Genomic DNA, 21,662 nt, shown 5'->3' on the forward strand with positions numbered 1-21,662 from the left:
CCTGGAGAGCCAATGACATCCGCCATCCCCTCATCCTCAGCTATGTCCTCCGATCGCCCCGCCAACTGGGGCGCTGTCGTCGCGCTGTCCCTCGGAGCCTTTGCCCTCGTCGCCTCCGAGTTCATGCCGGTCAGCATTCTAACCCCAATTGCCTCTGACCTCGCTATCAGCGAGGGGCTGGCTGGACAAGCAATTTCGGTCTCTGGCGCCTTCGCGGTGCTGACAAGCCTAACCCTCACTACGCTAACCCAAAACATGGACCGCAAAATCGTGTTAATGGGCCTCGTCGCGCTCATGCTGGCCTCGGGTACACTCGCAGCGCTGGCACCGAGCTTCGGTATCTTTCTCGTAGGCCGCGCCTTTATCGGTGTCGCCATCGGGGGCTTCTGGTCCATGTCTGCCGCTGTCGCCATGCGGCTGGTGCCGGAATCCTCGGTCCCTCGGGCCCTGGCAATCTTTAACGGCGGCAATGCCTTGGCAACAGTGATTGCTGCGCCGATGGGAAGTCTTCTTGGAGGGCTGTTCGGCTGGCGAATGGCATTCCTTTGCCTCGTCCCGATCGCGGCCCTTGCCTTCCTCTGGCTCTTAAGCAGCCTGCCGAGCATGGCCCCCACACAGCGCAAACAGGGGGGAACGCTTTTCGTTCTGTTTAAATCGCCGGTGGTCAGTTTCGGAATGCTCGCCACGGCGTTATTCTTCATGGGACAATTCACGTTGTTCACTTACCTTCGCCCGTTCCTCGAAACAGTCACAAGCGTCGCGGTTTCCGACCTGACCGCCATGCTGCTGATGTTGGGTTTCGCGGGATTTGTCGGCACAGCGGGAATTGGCAGACCGCTGGCGCGCGCACTCTACCCGGTTCTAATCCTTTGGCCTCTGTTCCTGGCGGCTGTCGGACTGGGCATGCTTGTCTTTGGCCACAGTTTGATTGGGATGGGTGCGTTGATGATCGGGTGGGGCTTCTTTGCTACCTCAGCTCCCGTTGGGTACTGGACTTGGCTTACCCGAACCCTGCCCGATGACGCAGAGGCTGGCGGCGGGCTGATGGTCGCGATTATCCAGCTGTCGATCACATTCGGAGCAACACTGGGTGGCGTTCTCTATGACGCGTGGGGTCATATCCCGGCTTTCGGAGCAAGTGTGGTTCTGCTGTTTCTGTCGGGTATCGTCGCAGGCTTGGCGAAAAAATTCTCGCCAAACACCGACGATGTCTGAAAGATTTCGGCGGACGCAATTCCGGTTGCCTTCTACCTGATGACAGGCACCAAAATGCTGCATGAACAGCGGTTCCCCGCCTCGTCCACTCCCTGCGCGAACGCGCAGGGAGCTCCGTAGATCATGAGCGCGACGCCAAACGCGGCGATGAATTTTCCAATCACCCGTTTGCTCCGGAAAAATCATATTTGGACAGCGGTAGGCTTCGGATGCGCTCGCCTGTCAAGACCGCCAAGGCATTCACAACCGCTGGAGGCACACCCGGCAGGCCGGGTTCGCCAATCCCTCCCATGGGCGCACCGCTTTCCGCGATCCGTACGTGCACTCGGGGCATACGCTCAGGAGGCAGGATCGGGTACATGTCGTAGTTCCGGGCTTCAGGCATCCCGTCAGTGTAGACGACCTCCTCAAGCAGCGCAGAGGAAAGCCCCAGAGCTACCGCAGAGTTCACCTGAGCCTCGATGATTGCCGGGTTGACGATACTGCCTGGATCGATCGCGACCCAGATATCATGAACCACCACTTCGCCGTCCTTGAGGGAGACCTCGGCAATCGTCGCGACTTCGCTGCCGAACGGAGACGCCATGGCAACGCCACGGGCGCGGCGGGTTCCGTCTTCCGCTTCGAAAGGTCCGCGCTTCCATCCGCCGGAGAGATCACCGACCGCTTCCAGCAAGGTTTTGTGGCGCGGGCTTTTCTCGAGCAGTTTGAGACGCAGTTCGTACGGATCCTGTTCGCCGGCATCCGCCATTTCGTCGAAGAACGTCTCATAGAAGAAATCGTTCATCGAATGGCCGACAGAACGCCAGAATCCGATGATCGCCGGATCGTCGACATGTATCTGACCCACACGCCGATTCGCAATTGCATACGGTTTTCCGGCAATGCCCTCGACGGACGAACTATCGACCTTGCCCGGCTGGCGGCCGTACCAGCGCCCCGTCGGCCCTTCGCCAACGGCAACAGCGTCGAACGCGACGGGCAAGCCATCTTCGCCAATTCCAGCACGAAAACGCACGGTTCCGATCGGCCGAACCGGATCGCGCAGAAACTCCTCCTCGCGGCTCCACAGGAGCTTGACGGGGCGTCCCGAGGCCCTGGAAAGCATAATCGCCTGAGGATAGGGGTTTGCCGTTTGGTAGAGGAAATGACGGCCGAAGAAGCCCCCGAGCATGGGCGAGTGAATGATCACCTTGTCCGTAGAGATTCCTGCGACCTTCGCGGCATCCCCCTGGAACATTTCCGGAGCCTGGTTCGGCACCCACATTTCCAGGCTGCCATCGTCATTGAACCGCACCAGCGCTGAAGGTGGCTCGAGCTGGCCATGGGCCAGATAAGGCGCATCATAGGCTGCTTCGATCACCCTAGCTGACGAGGCAAGCGCGGCGGCTGCATCACCTTCGGTTTCAAATGCGATACCTTCGCCCGGCGTTGCCTTCAGCATCTCCTTACGGCCTTCGGACGAAAAATCCGCAGGCATGGCATGCAGAGTTCCGGCAGGCGCTTCGTTCCAGCTGACTTCCAGCTTTTCGACAGCCATGCGGGCACGCCACCAACTGTCTGCCAGAACAGCCATTGCTCCGGGTAATTTATGGATGGAATGGACACCGGGCATAGCTGCCACGTCCGCCTCGTTGGCGACGTCACCCGGCTCCTGGCCGAGGCGCGGGGCATGCTGGACGGCTCCAAAAAGCATATCTTCCAACGTCAGGTCGATAGCGTATTGCGCCCTGCCCGTCGACTTGTCGCGAACATCAAGCCGGTCTTGCGGCTTGCCGATCCATCGAAAACTGTCGTTCGACCGCAGTTCGACCGTCTCAGGCACAGGCAGATCCGCGGCAGCCTCCGCCAAGTCGCCATAGGGGATCGATTGGCCAGTCACAGTGTGGATCACTTGACCTGGTTCGGTCGAAAGCTCTTCAACCGGCACACCGAGGCGGACGGATGCTGCTTGCAGCAGCATTTGGCGGGCAGTGGCGCCGAGTTTGCGCATGGCATCATAGCTCGTGCGAACAGACATGCTGCCGCCGGTAAAGCGCATCTGTCCGCCAATCAGAAGATAGTCCGGCCCCGGAGGCGCCGTTTCCACCTGAAAATTGACCGGATCCACGTCCAGTTCCTCGCCGACAATTTGAGCCATCGCCGTATAAATGCCCTGACCACCTTCCACGAAGGCGCTGCGGAATTTCACCGTGCTGTCGGAGAGAATTTCCAGGTAGGCGTCGATCCTGCTGCCCGGCGTTCCTTGGGCGGCCTGCGCGATAGCCTGTCCGCTGCCAACGGGAAGTGCGACGGTCAGGACAAGCGCGCTCATCGAACCGGCCAGGAAGCCACGGCGCGAAACGTTGAGGGGGCGTCCAGCGCTGTTGTTGCTATGCGGCGCCCCTATATGATCTAGAACTTTCATTGGAGCGCCTCCTTAAGCTTCCGCCGCCTGACGAACGGCCTTTGAAATGGCATTGTAAGTGCCGCAGCGGCAAAGATTGATCATCGCAGCAGCGATGTCTTCTTCCGATGGGGAAGCGTTTTCCTTCAGAAGCGACGTGGCAGCCATAACCTGACCGGACTGGCAGTAACCGCACTGAGGTACCTGGTTGTCGACCCAAGCCTCGACCACCTTCTTGCCAACCGGATCTTCTTCGATCGCTTCGATGGTCGTGATTTCGGAGCCGACGACGCTCTCAACCGGCGTCACGCAGGTTCTGGTCGCGTAACCGTCAACAAGCACCGTGCAAGCCCCGCACTGCGCCAGACCGCAGCCGTATTTGGTGCCGGTCATGCCGAGAGTATCCCTTAAGACCCAGAGTAGCGGGGTATCCGGTTCAACGTCGATCTCATGACGAGATCCATTGATGTTCAGTTCCATAGGTCCTCTCCTCTGGCGTTCCTAAAGGCTTGCCGCCCCATTTCTGGGATCGGCGCTTCAGCGGAAATAATTTCCGGACGGCACGTCCGGATCCGTTTCAACGCGATTGCGTCCGAGTTGCTTCAAGGCCGCAGTCGGCCTGACGCCTGCCTAATATGAAGCCTGAGGTTCAAGCGATTAAGGTCTGTAACGTGAAGCTAGTCATGATTTGGCTTCATGAAATGGGAGGGAACCTGACCTGAGTCCCGACTTCCCTCCAGATTTCGGGAGAGTCTTGGGTTTCCTATCTGGCCTCATGCGGCCTGTTGTTCCATAGCCATTTTCATTGCGAACTCGCTGGGAGTGATGTTGCCCAGCGATGAGTGCGGTCTGTTTCTGTTGTAATCCTCCTTCCATGCGGTAATAGAGGCGCGCGCGTGGTCGAGCGACGAGAACAGGGTCTCGTTGAGGCATTCGTCTCGGAAGCTGCCGTTGAAGCTCTCGACGAAACCGTTCTGCATCGGCTTCCCGGGGGCGATGTAATGCCACTCGACACGTGTTTCCTGGCACCATTTGAGGACGGCCATACTGGTCATCTCCGTGCCGTTGTCCGAGACGATCGTCTTCGGCTTTCCCCGTCTGGCGATGAGGCTGTCCAGCTCGCGAGCAAGCCAAGCGCCCGACAAGGATGTGTCTGCGATCAGGCACAGGCATTCCCGGGTGAAGTTGTCGGCGACAGCCAGAACACGGAAGCGGCGACCATCCGTGAAGGCATCACTGACGAAGTCCAGGCTCCAGCGTTCGTTGGGGCGTGACGGCAAAGCCAGGGGACACCTCGTCCCTAAGGCCCGTTTGCAACCGCAGCGCTTGCGCAGCATCAGGTTTTTTTTCCCGGTAAAGCCGCCTGAGCTTCTTCAGGTTCATGACGATCCCCTGTCGGTCCAGCATGACGTGGATGCGCCGATAACCGAAGCGGCGGCGCTCCGACGCAACCTTCTTCATCGCCTTCCGAATGGCCACATCGTCAGGCCGCACGCTGCGGTATCGCATGGGGGACCGATCAAATGACGACACCTCGCACGCCCGACGCTGGCTCACCCCATGTTGCGCACAGACATGAGCCACCGCATTCCGCTTCACATCGGGCGTCACCATTTTTTTGAGGCCACGTCCTTCAGGATCGTATTGTCCAGCATGGTCTCGGCGCACAGTTTCTTCAGCTTGGCGTTCTCGTCCTCCAGCGCCCTCAGTTTGCGGGCATCGGAAACGTCCATGCCGCCATACTTCGCCTTGTATTTGTAGAAGATTGCATCCGAGATGCCCTGCTTGCGGCAGACATCGGCCGTCTTCGCACCCGCCTCCTGCTCTTTCAAAATCCCGATGATCTGTTCTTCCGTGAACCGAGAACGCTTCATGTCGTCCGTCTCCTCAATGTGACGGACTCTACCAAAATTTGGAGGAAGTTTAGGGGCCCAGGTCAGACCGGTATGAAGACGGCTGGGAATTTCAGCGGCGCCGGAGTCCGGAAGACGACCTTAGTGAATAACGCCGTTCGCTTGCCCTGAATCGAGTCCCCCCATTACTCCCTGGAACGGCGTTACCGGGTGAATCGCTGGTTTTTGAAAAGATCGACATTATCAGGCACAGTCTAAAGTGACTGAGCGATTGCCTCTGCTTGCTTGAGTACAAGCTTGATGGCCTCCGAGGCCAGATCCGGCGGATAGCCATGCTTTTGAAGGATCTTTTTCACAGCAATGCGCATTTTGGCGCGCACGTTTTCACGCCGCCACCAATCAACACCCGAGTTGTTTCTGATCGTCGTAACCAGTTCGGTCGCAATGATACGAAGCTCCTCATTGCTCATGACTTCGACGGCGCTCTCGTTCTGGGCCAGCGCATCATAGAAAGCGCGCTCCTGCGGCGTTAGCCCATCCTCCGGCTCCTTGCTCAGATCCTTCGCGATCTGGATCAGTTCCTGAAGGATCTGGAGAGCGTCAACGCTTCGGTTGTGATAGCGCGCGATCGCCTGCTCCAACCTTGAGGAAAACACTTCGTTCTGGACAACGTTGGTCCTCGTTCTGGCGCTGATCTCACCATTCAGAAGCTTCCTGAGCGCTTCCACGGCCAGGTTCTTGTGCTGCATATTTTGCAGCTCGAGCATGAACTCTTCGGAGAAAACGCTGATATCAGGTCTGTCGAAGCCGCAGGACTCAAGGATGTCGACCACTTCAGTGGACGCCACGGCGTTGTTGATCAGTTGCTGGATCGCAAAGTCGGGACTGTGCGACGATCCCCGCCCTCCCCCGGTTCCCAGCTTTTCAAGGCCTGAACGCACGGCGACGAAAAACGCCACCTCTTCTGCACTCTCCGATGCTGCCGGACTGCCCGCTGCCAATTTAAAACCCTTGACCAAGGCTGCCACCGCATCGCGGAAACGCCGTACGGCACCGACGCTCGTGTCCTCCTGCTGCTCCTTGCTCAGGATAAAGTCCAGCGCACCTGGCAGAACCCGGCGCCGTTGATCAGGCGTGCCTCCAAGCGCCGCCTTATAGTCAAAGCCATGGAACTGAGCGCGGGCGACATCCAGTGCGTCCAGGAAGGCTGCAATCGCCTCGCGCTCATCGATGCCCGTTTGCGCCTGGTCCGTCTGTGAGTAATGCGACAACGCCTTCTTCAGGTCAGAGGCGATCCCGATGTAATCGACCACCAGGCCGGATGGCTTGCCACGGAAAACCCGATTGACGCGTGCGATCGCCTGCATGAGCCCATGGCCCTTCATCGGCTTGTCGACGTAGAGCGTGTGCATGCAGGGCGCATCAAACCCGGTGAGCCACATGTCACGGACAATCACCAGATTCAATCCATCGCTCAGGTCTTTGAACCGGTTTCGGATGGATTCCTGCCGGCTCTTGGAGCGGATGTGCGGCTGGAACTCGATAGGATCCGTCGCTGATCCGGTCATGACAACCTTGACCGCGCCCAGGTCATCCGTCTCGCCGTGCCAATCCGGCCTGGCAGCAATGATCCGGTTGTACACCTCCACACAGATGCGCCGGCTCATGCAGACAATCATGGCCTTGCCGTCCATCGCTGTCAGCCTGGCGTCAAAGTGGGTCAGAATATCCTGAACCACGGCGTCCAACCGCTTGTCTGCGCCGACCAGAGCTTCGACACGGGTCCATTTCCTGGCAATGCTGCTGGCCTCAGTCTCGTCGAGGGTTTCCGTCGCCTCTTCGAAATCTTCGTCCAGATCCTCGACGATTGCGTCATCGAGCTCGATCTTGGCGACCCGCGCTTCGTAATAGATCGGCACTGTCGCCCCGTCCTGGACGGCCTGGGCAATGTCATAGACGTCGATATACTCCCCGAAGACACCTCGGGTGTTCGCCCCGACCAGATCGACCGGTGTGCCCGTGAAGGCCACATAGACGGCATTTGGCAGAGCCGCACGAAGCTGGTGCGCCAGTCCGTGGCGGACTTCTCCGGTCTCCTTGTTCAGCTTGGCCTCGAAACCATACTGGGTTCTATGCGCCTCATCGACCATGACAACCACGTTCGAGCGGTCAGTCAGCTCAGGGAACAGCTCGCCTTTCTCGGGGCGGAATTTCTGGATCGTCGAGAAGATGATCCCGCCAACCTCACGATCCAGCAGGGTTTTCAGCTCGCCGATGCTGTTGGCCTGGACGGGTTCTTCTCCGAGCAGATCTTTGCAGCGGGCAAAGGTGGCGTAGAGTTGGTTGTCGAGATCGTTACGGTCGGTGATGACCAGAAGCGTCGGGTTTTCCAGGTCCCGGTGGTGCATCACCCGGCCGGCAAGGAAGGTCATGAGCAAGGATTTGCCCGACCCCTGCGTATGCCAGATCACCCCGCCCTTGCCGTCTCTGCCACGAGCGGTGAGGACCGCATCCACCGCCTTGCGCACAGCGTGGAACTGATGGTAGCCGCCAATCTTCTTGATTGGCCCCTTGCCCTCGTCCTCGAAGACAACGAACCAACGAAGCATGTCCAGAAGTGTGCGGGGGTTCAGCAAACCATTGGTCAGAGTTTCCAGTTCCAGCGCCGAGCTGAGCGAGGCGACGGTTTCGCCATCCACAGTCCGCCAGCGCATGAAGCGGTCAAAGCCGGCGGAGAGCGACCCGTAGCGTGCCAACACATCATCGGAGATCACCGAGAACAGGGTGGTGCGGAAGAGATCGGGAATGTCGTTCTTGTAGGTCTCAATTTGCCGGAAGGCTCCTTCCAGATCCACTCCACCAATGCCCTTGAGCTCGATGACCACCAGCGGCAAGCCGTTCAGATACAAAATGACATCCGGCACCCGCGGGGTCTTGCCGACAACATCGACCTGATTGATCGCCCGCCAGTCGTTCTTCGCATCGTCCCAGTCTATGACCCGCACGCGGGCGTTCCGCTCTTCACCGCCAGCGTAATAGGTCAAGGGAATGCCATTGACCATCAGATCATGAAGGCGGCGGTTTTCCTGCAAGAGATCGGTTGCGAAGACGCTGTCCTCGATCCGCTTCTGCGCCTCGGAAATTGCGCTCTCCGGCAGGTCAGGATTGAGCCGGGCAAGGGCAGCGTTCAGAACGGGGGCAAGAATGGCATCGCGATAGCTGGCCCGCATAGCGGATGGCAGGTCCGGCGCGATCTCTGACCCGTGCTGTCTGACAAAACCCAGTTTCACCAGATCCTGAAGAAACACCTCTTCGAGTTCGGCTTCCGCAAAATACGCCATCAGCTTTCACCGTATTCTGCGGAAAGACGGGATTCCGAGATTTCGTTCAGCGCCCCCCTAAGCGCTGTTTCGAGCTCGCAATATGTGTTCACGAGCCAGTCGGCGATTTCATCAACCACCTCGTCGCTATATGGGTCACTAGATTTCGACAACTGAATGCGCGCCGTTCTCTTTTTTTCGGGCTTGATCCATTCAAGAAGCTGTCCGAACTTTCCCTCTATTTCTGCTTGGCGAGCACAGAACCTATTGAAAACTAATTCGGTTTCTTCCCTTGTTGGCCACGCAAGGAAGAGCTCCGCCCTTATGTGACGTTTTTGCAGAACCAAAGAAAAATGGGTGTTTTCAAGGGGGGAAGGAATGCTCAACCAGTGGTTCCGGCTTGAAGACAAGTCCTTGTACTTTGTGGCATCTTTCGTGTTCAAATGTCCAATGACGCGGTTCCAATAGACCTCATGAAACCTCTGCCGCTGACGCATTGTGTCATGCCAGTTCTTTTCCTCGGCAGTTTTCTCCGTCATACCGATCATGAAGTCGGCAGCTTCCGGCGTCGGGATCACTTGCTGGATATCGACGAAGAGCTCCTCGCCGAAGCCGTAAGGCACGACCTTGAAACACCGGGCGTCAATCCGGTGCTCGCGCAGCCAGAGCACGGTGGACGTCACCTCCTTGCGGAAGTTGGCGGCGATGAACATCAGGCGCTGGTCGTTGCCCGGGTTCAGAACCACCTCGTCCAGTTCATCGACCTCGAGGAAGTCGCAGATCGACTGGACGGCGTTCCCACCGCCACAGAACCGGTCGAGGTAATGCTGGTAGATATCGATGATCTGCGCCTTGGTCAGGCTGGAAACATAGGCAGTGTATTTCAGCGCCTGCCAGGCAACGTCGCGGCCGGAATCATCCAGCTTGTTCTCGATGACGACCAGATGGCCGTCCTTGTCGAGGGCAAGAAGATCCAGCCGCTCGCGGGTATCCGCAAAGCCGTCGAACTCCTTCTGGATGATCAGCAGCTCTTCACCGAGTGTGTCCGGCTGATTGGCCAACCATTCCTGCAAATGCTCCCGTTCGCGCAGCTGGAGATCAGCAAAGCGCTTCTCCTCCAGTTTGCGCAGGCGGTTTTCGGATCGGTTGACCTGAAACATGTCTCTCTCACAACATGAAAACTAAAACAATTAGATTACCCAATCCGGGTGGCAAGCAGCTTTGAAGAAGGAGACAGACGAAGCGGTAGGAGCTTGCCCCAGCTTATCTCTGTGCGGTTCCAAGATGGCGACCAAATCTTGGTAAAACTCTTGTTCGCCATCCCATATTTCGTCGGCAGTTTTCAGCTCCAGATGCCGACGATAAACGTAACAAATCGCGTCCGCGACTTGAACGAGCGACGAGTGATCGGACTTAATCGCAAAAGCAGTATTGATGATATGGTCGAACCGATCCGTCGGCTTACGGTCGATCCATATCGGCTTTCCTCTTCTCCTCCCACGGATCTGATAAAGGGGGTCATACCAAGCTTCTGCATTGTAAAGCCCGTCCGAGAGCTTGGGCATGTCAACCTTGTTGTCATCCATAATGACAACTGTAAGACCTTTGCTGTTTTTCACCCCTTGCATTTTCTTCTGCACGAGCGCGCTGCTGAACATGCTGCTGGCGAGCCAATAGTTATTGCCGAAAGGGTGCCCATAGCCAGCATCAATGGCGGCATCGAACGCCTCAAATGACAAGCCAATGCCGAAAAGCTTGCCACCGTTAGAAACGGCGAGGCGGCATACATCAGTCAGGAAGGCCTTTCGTTCTTGCGCAGGCACTGCGCGCCATCCTCCCTTGCCGTTGATGAAACGCTTCGTTTTTAGTTCAGTCCCAGATCCCGGGTGACGTGTGAGCAGAGCTGCAAACATCTCATCGAAATCAGCGGTTTTCTTGCGAAGTTTGTAAGCATCCACCATCAAGCCGCACATCACGAAGACGTCGCCTTCGTCCCTAGATCCGCTTTCGTCGAAATAGATGAACTTCATTACGCCACATCCTCCACCTGTTCCCGTGCTTCGCCGACGCGGAGGTCTCCGGACATGAGGCGTGGCAGAAGCGTATCGCGAAGGGTGGCGAGGGTTTGGTTTTCCTCAACGATATTCCATGCTTTTTCCCGGAATGGCCGCACCAGTTCGCAGAATGCTCTGATGACGCTGGCGTCATTGGGCGCAACCAGTTCGAAATTGCAGATATCGTCCTTTGAGAGGCTCGGGAAGACCGACCCCGTTGTCTTTTCAAGGAGTGTGGGCATGTTGGACAAGACTGCGCATTCGATGAACTCATGCGTCCCTTTGTTACCGCGGATCCCTGTGACGCCGCGACCGAGACAATACTCATCATCTGCGAAGGCGTGGCGACCCGTGGTCGATCCGCGAATGCAGATAATAAGATCGCCGCGCTCTGCGAGACGGGTTGGTGCCGTGGTCCATTTCGCCTTCTTCAAGAAGAAATCGCCATATTCGACCGGCCCATTGCACAATGGGGTGCCGATGGCCTGGTCGTTGTATGAAGTCCCCTTTGGGGATAGACCCATGGTGACTGTCGCAAGGGACTTCAGCGACTGCACCTCCCACCCCTCCGGCAGCCCCTCCTCATCAAACCGGTCCGGAAACAGGGCGGCGGTGGCGGGGTCCATATGGGCGGGGGCGCGGCCTTCGAGTTTGGCCCAGACGGGGTCGAAATCGACGAACCAGGACCGGTACAGCGCTCGCGCCATCTCCTCCAGCGTCGCCGCCGTCTTGCGGTTCAACTCGATCTTGTCGTCCAGCGCCCCCAACACCGCCGCGATCTGGCGTTGTTCGTGCAGCGGTGGGATCGGGATTTGAACTTGCTTTAGATCCCGAATGGGTAACTGCGGCTGGGCACTTCCCGAAGTTAGAGACACAATCTGATCTGAAAACGCTTCAGAGCGCAGAAAGAATGAAAGGAACTTGGGAGAAAGACGGTTTTGGTCCGGCCGGATAATGACCATACCAGAGTTAATCCTAATGTTTTCAAAGGAAACCTCTTGTCCAAAGTATGCAACATTTCCAACGGTTCCACGGGTCGTGAGAACACAGTCGTGTCGCTGAAGCTTCCCCTTTCGTAACGAGTTGTCTTTTTCCGCCGAAATGAACTCGCAAGATGAAAAATCAAAGCCGCGTTTTGTCACATTGGCGGCGCTCAGGAAAAGACAGTCCCCCGATGGTAAAAGCTGCTGTTTGGATGGATAGTTCTTCCCGCGATCTCCATCCAAAATCTGCGTAGCCTCAAAACCGAGCGCTTCGCTGTGCCAGTCGCTCATCCCAACGCCCCCAGCCGCGTCTCAATCTCGGCTTCCAGCCGCCGCCCCTCCGAAAACTGCTCCCGCAGCGTGCCCATCAGGCGCTCGAATTTTTCCTCAAACGGCTCGCCGTCATCTTCAACGGCCCCTGCCCCGACATATCGCCCCGGAGTCAGGACGAAATTGTGCCTGCCGATTTCGTCCAGCCTGGCGGATTTGCAGAAACCCGCTTCGTCCTCGTAAGCCCCTGCATCCGGTTCGCCGCGCCAGGCGTGATAGGCGGTCGCGATCTTCTGCACTTCCGCGTCGGACAGTTCCTTCTGCTTGCGGCTGCCCGGCACCAGGGCGCCCATCTTGCGCGCGTCGATGAACAGCACCTCGCCGCGCCGGTCGCGCAGCTTGGCGTCCCTGGCGATGCCGTTGGACTTGTCCTTGGCCAGGATCCAGAGGCAGGCCGGGATCTGGGTGCCATAGAACAGCTGACCGGGCAGCGCCACCATGGCATCGATGGCGTCGCCCTCCACCAACGCCCGCCGGATCTCGCCCTCGCCGCCGGACATCGATGACATGGAGCCATTGGCCATGACCACACCGCCAATCCCGCTTGCGGACAGATGCGCATGGATATGCTGGATCCAGGCGAAATTGGCATTGCCCACCGGCGGCGCACCATAGCGCCAGCGGCGGTCTTCCCGGAGCAGCTCGCCTGACCAGTCGGAAATGTTGAAAGGCGGATTGGCGAGGATGTAATCGAACCGCTCGTCCGGAAACGCGTCCTTGACCAGCGTGCCTTCCGAGTTCCAGCGGATATCACCGAAGATGCCACGGATCGCCAGGTTCATGCGCGCCAGACCGAAGGTGGTGTGGTTGCGCTCCTGACCATAGATGGCGATGTCGTCGCTCTTGCCGGAATGGGCGTCGATGAACTTTTCCGACTGAACGAAGAACCCGCCCGTGCCGCAGCAGGGATCATAGACCCGGCCCTTCGTCGGCTCAATCATCTCGATCAGCGTATCGACGACAGATTTCGGCGTATAAAACTCCCCGCCCCGCTTGCCTTCAGAAGAGGCGAACTCACCGATGCAATATTCATAGATGCGCCCGATCAGATCAAAATCAGCGCGAGTGCCTTCCAGCTTGATGTCATTGGTGAAGAGGTCGATCAGACCAGACAGCATGGCCCGGTCGATGCTCTCCTTGCCATAGACCTTTGGCAGCGCACCCTTCAGGCTCTCGTTTTCCTTCTCGATCGCCCGCATGGCGTCATCGATCAGGATGCCGATCCGCGGGTCCTTGGATTGGCGCGAGATGGTCTGCCATCGCGCCTCCTCCGGCACCCAGAAGATGTTTTCCGCCAGATACTCGTCGCGGTCTTCCGGATCTGAATAGGCTTCAGCGCTGAGCTTCTCGTGCAGGCGGTTGAAGGAGACCGAGACATAGCGCAGGAACAGGAGCCCCAGCGCAATATGCTTGTACTCGCCCGCATCCATCGAACCGCGCATCTTGTCGGCAGCGGCAAACAGTGTCTTCTCGATACTCACGACGTTTCCCTGTTTTTTGTTCTTGCCGGCAAGATCAACACGACATGCCCTTATTGCCAAAACAACCTGCGGCTGATTAGGCTCTGAATCGGCTAGGTTTTTCAAGCCTTGAGGGCTCGTAAATGAATAAGAATAGCGTCTTGAGCAGAAGACGGACCTATTGGTGGGGACTTGGCTTCTCAAAGCTTTCTGGCGGCAGGCTAACGCAGAGACCGATTCATGATCGGATTTCTTCTGAGAAGATCAACTTGGCCCCTCGACACAATTTTTAATATCTATAGAAACATTTATATACACATGGGGTTTGGCTCATGATCTCCATTCCGAACCAAAACGAAAAATCATCGATAGCCCAATTATTTGCATCACCTGCGACACAGTCTCCACGGCTGCCTAGCTTGATCAGAAATTGATTTGATTACAAAAACACCTACAGGAGCTTGAAGTGGACCTCATGAACGGTGTCGATCCTGGCCTGATGCTCAAAGATGGCATCATCTTCCTGGCAGAATATCTGACACTCTCCGATAGTAGACCGGGTTATTTCGCAGCTGGATTTTTCCTGATTACGGCCTTCTGCGGCCTTTTCTACATTTGGCGAACAAGAAAGCAATTCAAGGCTGTACAGGATTTGAATGCGCGAGTTCGCCTGCACGAAGGCATCAATGACTTTGCTCAAGGCTATGACGACTTCCGCGCGACCTTGAAGGACAATTATTGCACTTCGCCCCAGCGGATGGCTGTCTGGGAGGCCTTCGACGAATTTAACGAGACTGTCGTGCCGGATGATATTGACGGTCCATTGCAGCTCAGGAATTCGATCCGCCCCGCATCATTCCTGAATGTTGAAGATCTTGGCTTCGGGCCAGGTATGTTTCGCATACTCCCGAACATCTTCGTCTCGGCAGGCCTCCTGCTAACCTTTCTTGGACTTGTTGCCGCTCTGCACCAATTCTCCCAGTCCATGAGCGCAGGTTCTGGCGGCATGGACAGAGCAATGCAAGACTTCATGCAAATCGCATCGGCCAAGTTTGTCATGTCCCTTGTTGGTCTGTTTTGCTCCATCATTTTCACAGTCCTGCTGCGCCTGAGACAAAACCAGATTGAGGCAGCGCTCCATCGCCTTTGCTCCGCAATAGAGCGCAGGCTGGTTTTTGTCAGCCTGGAAGACATTGGTTTCCGGCAATTGCGGGCAGCAACAGAGCAGCGCGAGCACTTGCGCGAAATCGGAACGGGTCTCGTTGCTCAGCTGCGCGAGCCGCTAGATGCTTTGCCAAATGCCATCACCGACGCGATCGCAAGCAAGATGGACCCGATCTTTGAACGCGTTTCCTCCATGGGAACCAGCAATATGGAAGGACTGGTAGGCGACCTGTCCCAGCAGCTTTCTCATTCCGTCGGAAATGCCCTCACCCGCGCCAGTGAATCCCTTGGCGAGGCGACTGATCGGATTGGCCTTATGGTCGACCGGATGAATGGCGCCAACACCCAAGCAGGGGATGGCCTACGCGATGCCCTCGACCAGATGGCTCGGGCGATGGCGGAAATGCGATCGGAAGTCGCCGCAAGCGGACGTATAGCGTCCGAGGCCATGAACGAGGGAGCGGAACGTCTGCTCTCTGTCATGAACGACACCCTTGCCGGCATCCGGGAAAACACCGGTCAGGGCGCGGAAGCCATGCGCGCGGCCGCCGAGGAAATGAAGCAGGCTGCCGACAGCTTCCGCCAGACCCTGGACAATGCCAGCCAGGAAAGCGCTGAAGCTGCAAGGCAGCGCATGGCGGCCTCCACAGAGGAGGCAGGCCAGGCAATCTCAGGCGCCGGGCGGGCGTTGCTAGACAGTTTCGGCCAGACCAGTCACGACATCGCAAAGCTTGGCACCGAGATGGGTGAAGTCATCGGCGAGAAACTGCTGTCGCGGCTTGAGGAAATCGGAAATCGGCTTTCTGAAATGGCTGACGCCGTCCAGCGTGGAGCTTCCGGTGCGCAAAGCGCTGCACAGGGCATGAACACTGGCGCCGATGCGATCCACGGCGCCTCCGAAGGCTTCCGCACAGCGAGCCAGAGCCTGAGTGCAGCAGCGGAGCCTATCCGGGCATCGCAAGATCGCATTGAGGTAACACTCCGTCGCGTTGGCGACCTTGTGGAAACCGTCTCAGAAACCCTCATGCAGAATTCCGCCTCTGTGGCAGAAAACGCCGCCCATGTTCTGGAAAGCGCTCAGGCGGCCCTCGGCACGGAACGAGAAGGCATCCGCCGTAATCTTGAGGCTACGCGTGCCGCAATCTCCCAGCTTTCCGAGGAAGCCGAAAAGCTCGACCAAATCGACCAGATGCTGGGTCGAGCCCTCAAGGACTATAACGCTCAGCTCGAAGCAGCCCTCGGCAGTGCGCAGGACCATGTCGGCCAGATGCGTGATGCCTTGGCACCCGGCCTCGACACGCTTAAAGGTGTTGTCGAACAGGCTGAAAACTTCATGCCAAAGCAGCCCCGGAGCCTTGCATGAGAGCTCAAGCTAAACAGGTCCGGCATGAGGAGGAGGAAGAAAGCGCCTTCGTCTCAATGACCGACATGACCGTCGGGTTCCTGTTCATCATGATGATCCTGCTGGCCTTCTTTGCCAGTCAGGCGCGGGAAACCGAAACGGTGCCGCGCAGCATGTACGAAGAGATGGAGGCAGAGCGGAACGATTGGCGTGACAAGGCTGAGGCTCGCCAACAGACGATCGCACGCCTCGAACACGAGTTGGCGCAGGCACTGCGGAAACTCGAAAATCTGACAGCTCAGGTTGCTGATCTGACCCGTGAGCGTGATGAATTGAAAGTGGAGAACACCGCCCTCACCCGCCGCATTGATGAACTCGAGAAACTGATCAGAAAACTTCAGGCATCGATCGAGGAAAAGAACGAGGAAATTGATAAGCTGCGGTCCGAATTAGAGCGATTGAAACAGGTCGATCCTCTGGAAGCCTATCTCTCACAGGTTTCCTCGGCGCGGCGAGAGGTTCTGACCCGCCTGCGCGATGCTATCCTTGCGGATTTTCCAGACCTTAAGGTCGAGCTGAGTGAGGAAAGCGATGCCCTTCGTTTTCAGGGGGAAGGTCTTTTTGCCTCGGGAAGCCCAGAGCTGACTTCAGATAAGGCTGTAATCGTTTCAAAGCTGGCTGCGCGTCTCGACGAAATTCTGCCCTGCTTCACGCTCGGAGAGGCCTCACGTTTCGACGAGAGCTGCAATCCGTCCTTCGCCATGGTTGAAGCTGTCCAGATTGAGGGTCACACGGATTCTGACCAGGGTCCGAACGTTAACCAACCTCTTTCTACCAACAGGGCAAATAAAACCTATTTTACGATGATCAATTCCGCCAATGGATTGAGAATGCATCAGAACTTGAAACACCAACCAGTATTGTCAGTTGCGGGATATGGTGCTGAACGTCCGATTGCAGATAATAATACGACGGAAGGCAAAGCGACCAACCGACGTATCGACCTTCGTTTCATAATGGTAACGCCACAGGACACCGGAGGAATAGAGCTCATCCGCGAGGCACTTGAAGCAGTTGGAACACGCCCATGAGCGACGCTCAACAAGCTACCGAAAGTACCCGCGCGCTCCTCGCTCGAAGGGGCGTCTTGCATACACGCACCCTGCCCCCCCTTGACCAAATTCATCGTTCTGTTGGCAGTATCCTTGCGAAATGGCCTGACGTCGTGCGCACGCCTTCGGCCGAAGATCGCGAGAAGCTTGCGCTCAACATGCTGTTCCGCGTCCAGAACTGGAAGTGGGACGATTTGACCACCCAACGTGTCATTTCAGCTGCCGTAGCCGTTTTCGATGAGGAACGGCGGGAACGTGCAGATCTGCGCCCTGTCCGTGACTTTTATCTGGCTGAAATCTCGACATGTAACAAAGGCGCATTCCTTGACGGTATGGTGGGCGTCTATGTGGATAGTTTCGTTCCAGGTGCGGCCCATACCAGAATTCTAGCGCAAGCGCTTGCCGTGCGAAGTGCAGACATTGGCGGTCGAAATCGAAAGCTGACTGAATCGCTCCCTTCCCTGTTTCGGCCTGATGAAGCACCCAAAGAGCTTGCAAAGGTGATGCTCGGCGCGCAAGACCCCTATGAAACTCTGAAAACGATGGGTCTCAGCAGTCCCCATACATCAGGGCTTGCAAAGGCCGCGCACCATACATTCGTGGAGCGTCTCGCACCTGACCTCGCCGCCACGGACGCTCGCTCCAAGCTCTTCAACTGGCTGGCACCGGAAAGTGGCACGGTCCTTCAGGCTGGCGCAGGCCCCGCCATCGAAGCCGTTCTGGCAGTTTGGAAAGATCTGAAGCCACCTGATGCGCTGCGGAACGAACTTTCAGAACAAATAATTGCCGGATGGAATGATCCGCGACTACATACCGGCGGCATCTGGTCGGGATTCAATCCGGATCTGAAGTCGGTTCTGCTGCGCTGGCTAACGCATCAGGATATGAAATTCTTCTGCGATATGGTTACGGCAACGCAGGATAGCCACATGTGGGCACCACGTCGGGATTTCTGGCTCAAGCTTTATCAAGACAAGATGATCGATGAGGCTTGGGTCGCCTTTGGCGCTGATGCACGGCGATATGCCAGGCGGAACCTGATGCGCAGTGGCAAGACGGACATGAACCGCCGTTTCGGCCATCAGCACGATCGCGGTGGCAGCACCTCCCTGCTGATCATGCGGATCGGCAAAAAGATCGTGGTCGACGGCTGTCATAGCTACAAGACGCACATCTTCCGTGCAGACGATCCGAACGCGCCAAAGCTCTATCAGCCCGATTATTATTGCGACGACATCCTCGGGGTATCGCACAATTCCAAACCGCATAATTCGATAAACAACTGGTCCCAGTGGGTACTCCAGAATGTCTGAAACCTCGCCAGTCTGGTTCGAAACCGCCGATGCCGTGGAAATCCGGTTTCCCCAGACCCGACAAGGCATGTTGTCACGTTTCCTTTCGAGGCCGGGTCGGCGCAGTTTTACGGAGCTTGCGCCGAAAGATCGGGATCTGCTTCTTGCGATCGGAGACCTGCGCGCTTGGGAAGACCGGCATCCGGGCGAAGTGACAATCGCGGAGGACCATCTGCGCCTTTCCCATGACGCGGTCGCAAGCCTCTCCGGTCCGGCGGCAGAGGTTCTTGGCTTGCCGCGCACCGTCGACCTGACCCTGACGACCGACGTGACCGGCGTCCTGGGGCGCCCCAACTTCAAGCTTCACTACGAATGGGCACGTCATGGCCGCCGCGAGACGCCCTCGCGCGTCGGATCAATCCTGAAGACCGCCGAGGGCGCGCGCCGCGTGCCGCTCTGGATGAAGCGGGCCCTCGATCTGGCGGATTCCTTTGATGCCACGCGGCCCATGGAAGAGCACTGGCGCGCGCTCAGCGACTTCCGGCGTGCGCTCGAACCGGGTGACGGCTCTTCGAACGCGGACATGCCCGAAAACCGCGAGATGGCGGGGCTGTCCATGACAGCCTTCTTGCGCGGGTTGCAGGTGCGTATCGCGGATCGCTTCTCCATTTCTCCGGACAGCTCGCTGGGCCAGTTCGAAGTGGTCCCCTATTCGTCGGAGCGGCTGGATGAGAAAGGGATAACGGACAATATTTCAGAGGCTCAAGCAGAGCTCCCCGGCGAGGCCCTTGCCGTCTTCCAGTTCGGGTTGCGTGAACGCGGCGTACGCCCGGCCTATCAGCTCGGCCACAACTCCTATCTTGTCATCGACAAGGGTACCGTTCCTGTCCTGGAGGAAATGGCACGGGCGCAGAAGGCGCCCCGCGAAGAGCGACGCGCCTTCATCCAGAACCCTCGGGCCTTCATCAACGATGCGGTCACCCGGCATCTGACAGACACTGGCGCGCTGGATGGTCTTGATGACGCGCAGCAGGCGGAAATGGTGGAGGCGGTCGCGGGTCCGACCCTGATCGAGACGCGCGAATATTCCGAAAGGGTCACCGGTGTCATCGTTTACACACGGCCGCAGACGTCCATAGAGGGCAGCGGAACGACCTGGCTGCCCGAACATTTTGCCAAACATCTAACAGAGGCCATCCAGGCCATGCCGGATGCAAAGCTTCACTCTCTCCAGGCGCAAATGAGCGAGGCCATTCAAAGTGGGACGGACACACCGGTCGAGATCGCAGGAAAAGAGATCCCGGTCACACCTGCCAGTCTCGCGGCAATCAACGGCGAGATCGAAAGGCGCATTCAAAATGGCACACAGCCGGATGTGACCGAAGAAGATGTCGCCGAAAAAGGCGGACCGATCATCCTCGACACCAAGGACAATTACGAGGAACTGACCTGGGAAGCGAAGCTCTCGCCCCGGATCCCGTGCCTCCCCGTTGCCTTGCCTGCCGCGGTCCTCACCCCGCTGCACCAGCACCAGCTGGAAAGCTTCAACTGGGCGACAAGCGCGTGGACATCTGGCCTTCCCGGCATCCTCAACGCAGATGAGCAGGGGCTCGGCAAGACCCTCCAGACCATCTCCTTCCTCACATGGCTAAAGGAGCACATGAAGCAGCCGTCCGCGCGAAATCGAGGTCCGATCCTCATTGTCGCGCCGACGTCCCTTCTGCGAAACTGGGAACAGGAAGTAGAAAGCCACGTCGCCGGACGAGGTTTCGGGACCCTCATTCGTCTTTACGGTGGCTCCCTCGGATCCCAGAAGCGTCGCGATTCGCGTGGCACCGAAACCCAATCGGGACAGCCCCAGCTCGATCTGGACTGGTTGCACGAAGCCTTTGAAGACGGACGGGCACATCGCTACTGGTTCCTGACCACCTATACGACGCTTGCGAACTATCAGCACTCGCTCGGAACGATCCCTTTCTCCGCGATGGTCATGGACGAAATCCAGAACATCAAGAACGGGGTGACCCTGGCCTCAAAGGCCGTTGAGGCGATGAACGCCGATTTTCGCATCGGCCTAACCGGAACGCCGATCGAGAATGCGGCGATCGACCTCTGGACGATCATGGACCGCATTGCGCCGGGAAGCCTGGGATCCGGCGCCGACTTCAAGGAACGCTACGGGGCGCCGGATGCAGAGAACATGGCGGAGCTGCACGCCCGGGTCTTCAAGCCCCGAGGTACGGTGCCGCCGCTTGGCCTGCGCCGTCTGAAAGACGAGGTTGCCCGGGATCTCCCGGCGAAGCGCCGTTACCTTCACCCTCGCCTCATGCCAAAGGCCCAGGCAGACGCCTATGACCTCGCCCAGCTCAAGCTGGCCAATGGCGGCCCGGGGGCGGCCCTCAAGATGCTGCACCACATCCGCTCCGTTTCCGTCCATCCGGGCAGTACCGGCCCCTTGTCCCCAGAGGACTTCATTTCGAGGAGCGGCCGTCTCGATGCGGTCATGGATATCCTGCACCGGATCAAGGCGGCCAACGAACGGGTTCTGGTCTTCATCGAGCATCGCGATATGCAGTTCCGGTTTGCCGAGATCGTGCGTCATGTCCTGGGCCTTGAGCGCATCGACGTGATCAATGGGGACACGCCGATCCCGCGCCGTCAGGAAATCGTCAACCGCTTCCAGAGGCATCTCGCGGCGGATGGCGGCTTCGACATGCTGATCCTCGGTCCGAAGGCGGCAGGTACGGGTTTGACGCTCACGGCGGCCACCCATGTCATCCACCTGTCGCGCTGGTGGAACCCGGCCGTCGAGGAGCAATGCAACGACCGTGTCCACCGCATCGGTCAGACCCGCCCGGTATCGGTTCATATCCCCATGGCGCTACACCCGGAGCTGGGTGTTCACAGCTTCGACTGCCTCTTGCAAAGCCTGATGCAGCGGAAGCGCAAGCTCGCCGAACAGGCGCTCTGGCCCATGGGTGACAGCTCCTTGGATGTGTCCAGTCTGACGGAAGCTGTCGCGGCACCGGCGCGCGGCGGTCATACCGTGCTCGCAGACAGCATGGCCGAACAGTTTCGCCGTGATGGCCTGACCCCATCAGGCCCGGACGCTCAAGGCGCCTGGGAACTGCGCTGACCCGAATTCAATAAA

At 58.0% G+C, this 21,662-nt stretch carries 12 protein-coding genes and 1 pseudogene; 5 read left to right on the top strand and 8 right to left on the bottom strand.

Annotated features, from left to right (window positions below):
* Positions 1–12 precede the first annotated feature (12 nt).
* A complete protein-coding gene (locus BUA94_RS14425) occupies positions 13–1,215 on the top strand; it encodes an MFS transporter (protein WP_073014029.1) in 1,203 nt (400 codons plus the stop codon).
* Between the two features lie 160 nt (positions 1,216–1,375).
* Here the strand turns inward: BUA94_RS14425 and BUA94_RS14430 are convergent, their stop codons facing one another.
* The 8 genes and pseudogenes from BUA94_RS14430 to BUA94_RS14470 all read right to left on the bottom strand — a co-directional run bounded on the left by BUA94_RS14430 (position 1,376) and on the right by BUA94_RS14470 (position 13,622).
* Positions 1,376–3,622 carry a xanthine dehydrogenase family protein molybdopterin-binding subunit gene (locus BUA94_RS14430; RefSeq protein ID WP_073014030.1) on the bottom strand — a complete coding sequence of 749 codons (2,247 nt, stop codon included), beginning with the start codon at positions 3,620–3,622 and terminating at the stop codon, positions 1,376–1,378.
* Positions 3,623–3,634: 12 nt separating this feature from the next.
* Positions 3,635–4,081, bottom strand: coding sequence for a (2Fe-2S)-binding protein (locus tag BUA94_RS14435; RefSeq protein ID WP_073014031.1), 447 nt, complete (start codon positions 4,079–4,081; stop codon positions 3,635–3,637).
* A gap of 293 nt (positions 4,082–4,374) precedes the next feature.
* A pseudogene (locus tag BUA94_RS14440) lies at positions 4,375–5,475 on the bottom strand (IS3 family transposase).
* Between the two features lie 233 nt (positions 5,476–5,708).
* Positions 5,709–8,795 (bottom strand): type I restriction endonuclease subunit R, encoded by a 3,087-nt coding sequence (locus tag BUA94_RS14450; RefSeq protein ID WP_073014033.1) that lies wholly within the window; start codon positions 8,793–8,795, stop codon positions 5,709–5,711.
* Complete coding sequence (locus tag BUA94_RS14455; RefSeq protein WP_073014034.1) at positions 8,795–9,934, bottom strand: DUF4268 domain-containing protein; 1,140 nt, start codon at positions 9,932–9,934, stop codon at positions 8,795–8,797. The genes BUA94_RS14450 and BUA94_RS14455 overlap by 1 nt, the downstream gene beginning before the upstream one ends.
* Positions 9,935–9,964: 30 nt before the next feature.
* Complete coding sequence (locus tag BUA94_RS14460) at positions 9,965–10,804, bottom strand: DUF3800 domain-containing protein (protein ID WP_073014035.1); 840 nt, start codon at positions 10,802–10,804, stop codon at positions 9,965–9,967.
* Positions 10,804–12,102, bottom strand: a complete 1,299-nt coding sequence (locus tag BUA94_RS14465; RefSeq protein ID WP_073014036.1) for a restriction endonuclease subunit S — start codon at positions 12,100–12,102, stop codon at positions 10,804–10,806. The genes BUA94_RS14460 and BUA94_RS14465 overlap by 1 nt, the downstream gene beginning before the upstream one ends.
* On the bottom strand, positions 12,099–13,622 hold the full coding sequence (locus BUA94_RS14470) for a type I restriction-modification system subunit M (protein ID WP_073014037.1): 1,524 nt from the start codon (positions 13,620–13,622) through the stop codon (positions 12,099–12,101). The genes BUA94_RS14465 and BUA94_RS14470 overlap by 4 nt, the downstream gene beginning before the upstream one ends.
* Before the next feature lie 445 nt (positions 13,623–14,067).
* Here BUA94_RS14470 and BUA94_RS14475 point away from each other — a divergent pair, with 445 nt between their 5' ends.
* The 4 genes from BUA94_RS14475 to BUA94_RS14490 are packed head-to-tail and all read left to right on the top strand — an operon-like array spanning position 14,068 to position 21,647.
* Positions 14,068–16,128: an apolipoprotein A1/A4/E domain-containing protein gene (locus BUA94_RS14475; RefSeq protein WP_139251143.1), complete on the top strand. Its 2,061-nt coding sequence runs from the start codon at positions 14,068–14,070 to the stop codon at positions 16,126–16,128.
* Positions 16,125–17,198 carry an OmpA family protein gene (locus BUA94_RS14480; protein ID WP_073014039.1) on the top strand — a complete coding sequence of 358 codons (1,074 nt, stop codon included), beginning with the start codon at positions 16,125–16,127 and terminating at the stop codon, positions 17,196–17,198. Before BUA94_RS14475 ends, BUA94_RS14480 begins: the two co-directional genes overlap by 4 nt.
* The gene (locus BUA94_RS14485; RefSeq protein WP_084082043.1) at positions 17,195–18,532 is read left to right on the top strand and encodes an EH signature domain-containing protein; all 1,338 of its coding nucleotides are present in this window, start codon (positions 17,195–17,197) and stop codon (positions 18,530–18,532) included. Before BUA94_RS14480 ends, BUA94_RS14485 begins: the two co-directional genes overlap by 4 nt.
* Positions 18,525–21,647 (top strand): DEAD/DEAH box helicase, encoded by a 3,123-nt coding sequence (locus tag BUA94_RS14490; RefSeq protein WP_084082044.1) that lies wholly within the window; start codon positions 18,525–18,527, stop codon positions 21,645–21,647. The genes BUA94_RS14485 and BUA94_RS14490 overlap by 8 nt, the downstream gene beginning before the upstream one ends.
* Positions 21,648–21,662 lie beyond the last annotated feature (15 nt).

Source organism: Roseibium suaedae (genome assembly GCF_900142725.1).
Lineage (GTDB): Bacteria > Pseudomonadota > Alphaproteobacteria > Rhizobiales > Stappiaceae > Roseibium > Roseibium suaedae.

What these genes read in the sequence shown, in the direction of transcription:
- BUA94_RS14485 (WP_084082043.1), top strand. Translation starts at nt 17,195, where the DNA reads ATGAGCGACGCTCAACAAGCTACCGAAAGTACCCGCGCGCTCCTCGCT.
- BUA94_RS14455 (WP_073014034.1), bottom strand. Translation starts at nt 9,934, where the DNA reads ATGTTTCAGGTCAACCGATCCGAAAACCGCCTGCGCAAACTGGAGGAG.
- BUA94_RS14490 (WP_084082044.1), top strand. Translation starts at nt 18,525, where the DNA reads ATGTCTGAAACCTCGCCAGTCTGGTTCGAAACCGCCGATGCCGTGGAA.
- BUA94_RS14480 (WP_073014039.1), top strand. Translation starts at nt 16,125, where the DNA reads ATGAGAGCTCAAGCTAAACAGGTCCGGCATGAGGAGGAGGAAGAAAGC.
- BUA94_RS14465 (WP_073014036.1), bottom strand. Translation starts at nt 12,102, where the DNA reads ATGAGCGACTGGCACAGCGAAGCGCTCGGTTTTGAGGCTACGCAGATT.
- BUA94_RS14425 (WP_073014029.1), top strand. Translation starts at nt 13, where the DNA reads ATGACATCCGCCATCCCCTCATCCTCAGCTATGTCCTCCGATCGCCCC.
- BUA94_RS14435 (WP_073014031.1), bottom strand. Translation starts at nt 4,081, where the DNA reads ATGGAACTGAACATCAATGGATCTCGTCATGAGATCGACGTTGAACCG.
- BUA94_RS14450 (WP_073014033.1), bottom strand. Translation starts at nt 8,795, where the DNA reads ATGGCGTATTTTGCGGAAGCCGAACTCGAAGAGGTGTTTCTTCAGGAT.
- BUA94_RS14430 (WP_073014030.1), bottom strand. Translation starts at nt 3,622, where the DNA reads ATGAAAGTTCTAGATCATATAGGGGCGCCGCATAGCAACAACAGCGCT.
- BUA94_RS14460 (WP_073014035.1), bottom strand. Translation starts at nt 10,804, where the DNA reads ATGAAGTTCATCTATTTCGACGAAAGCGGATCTAGGGACGAAGGCGAC.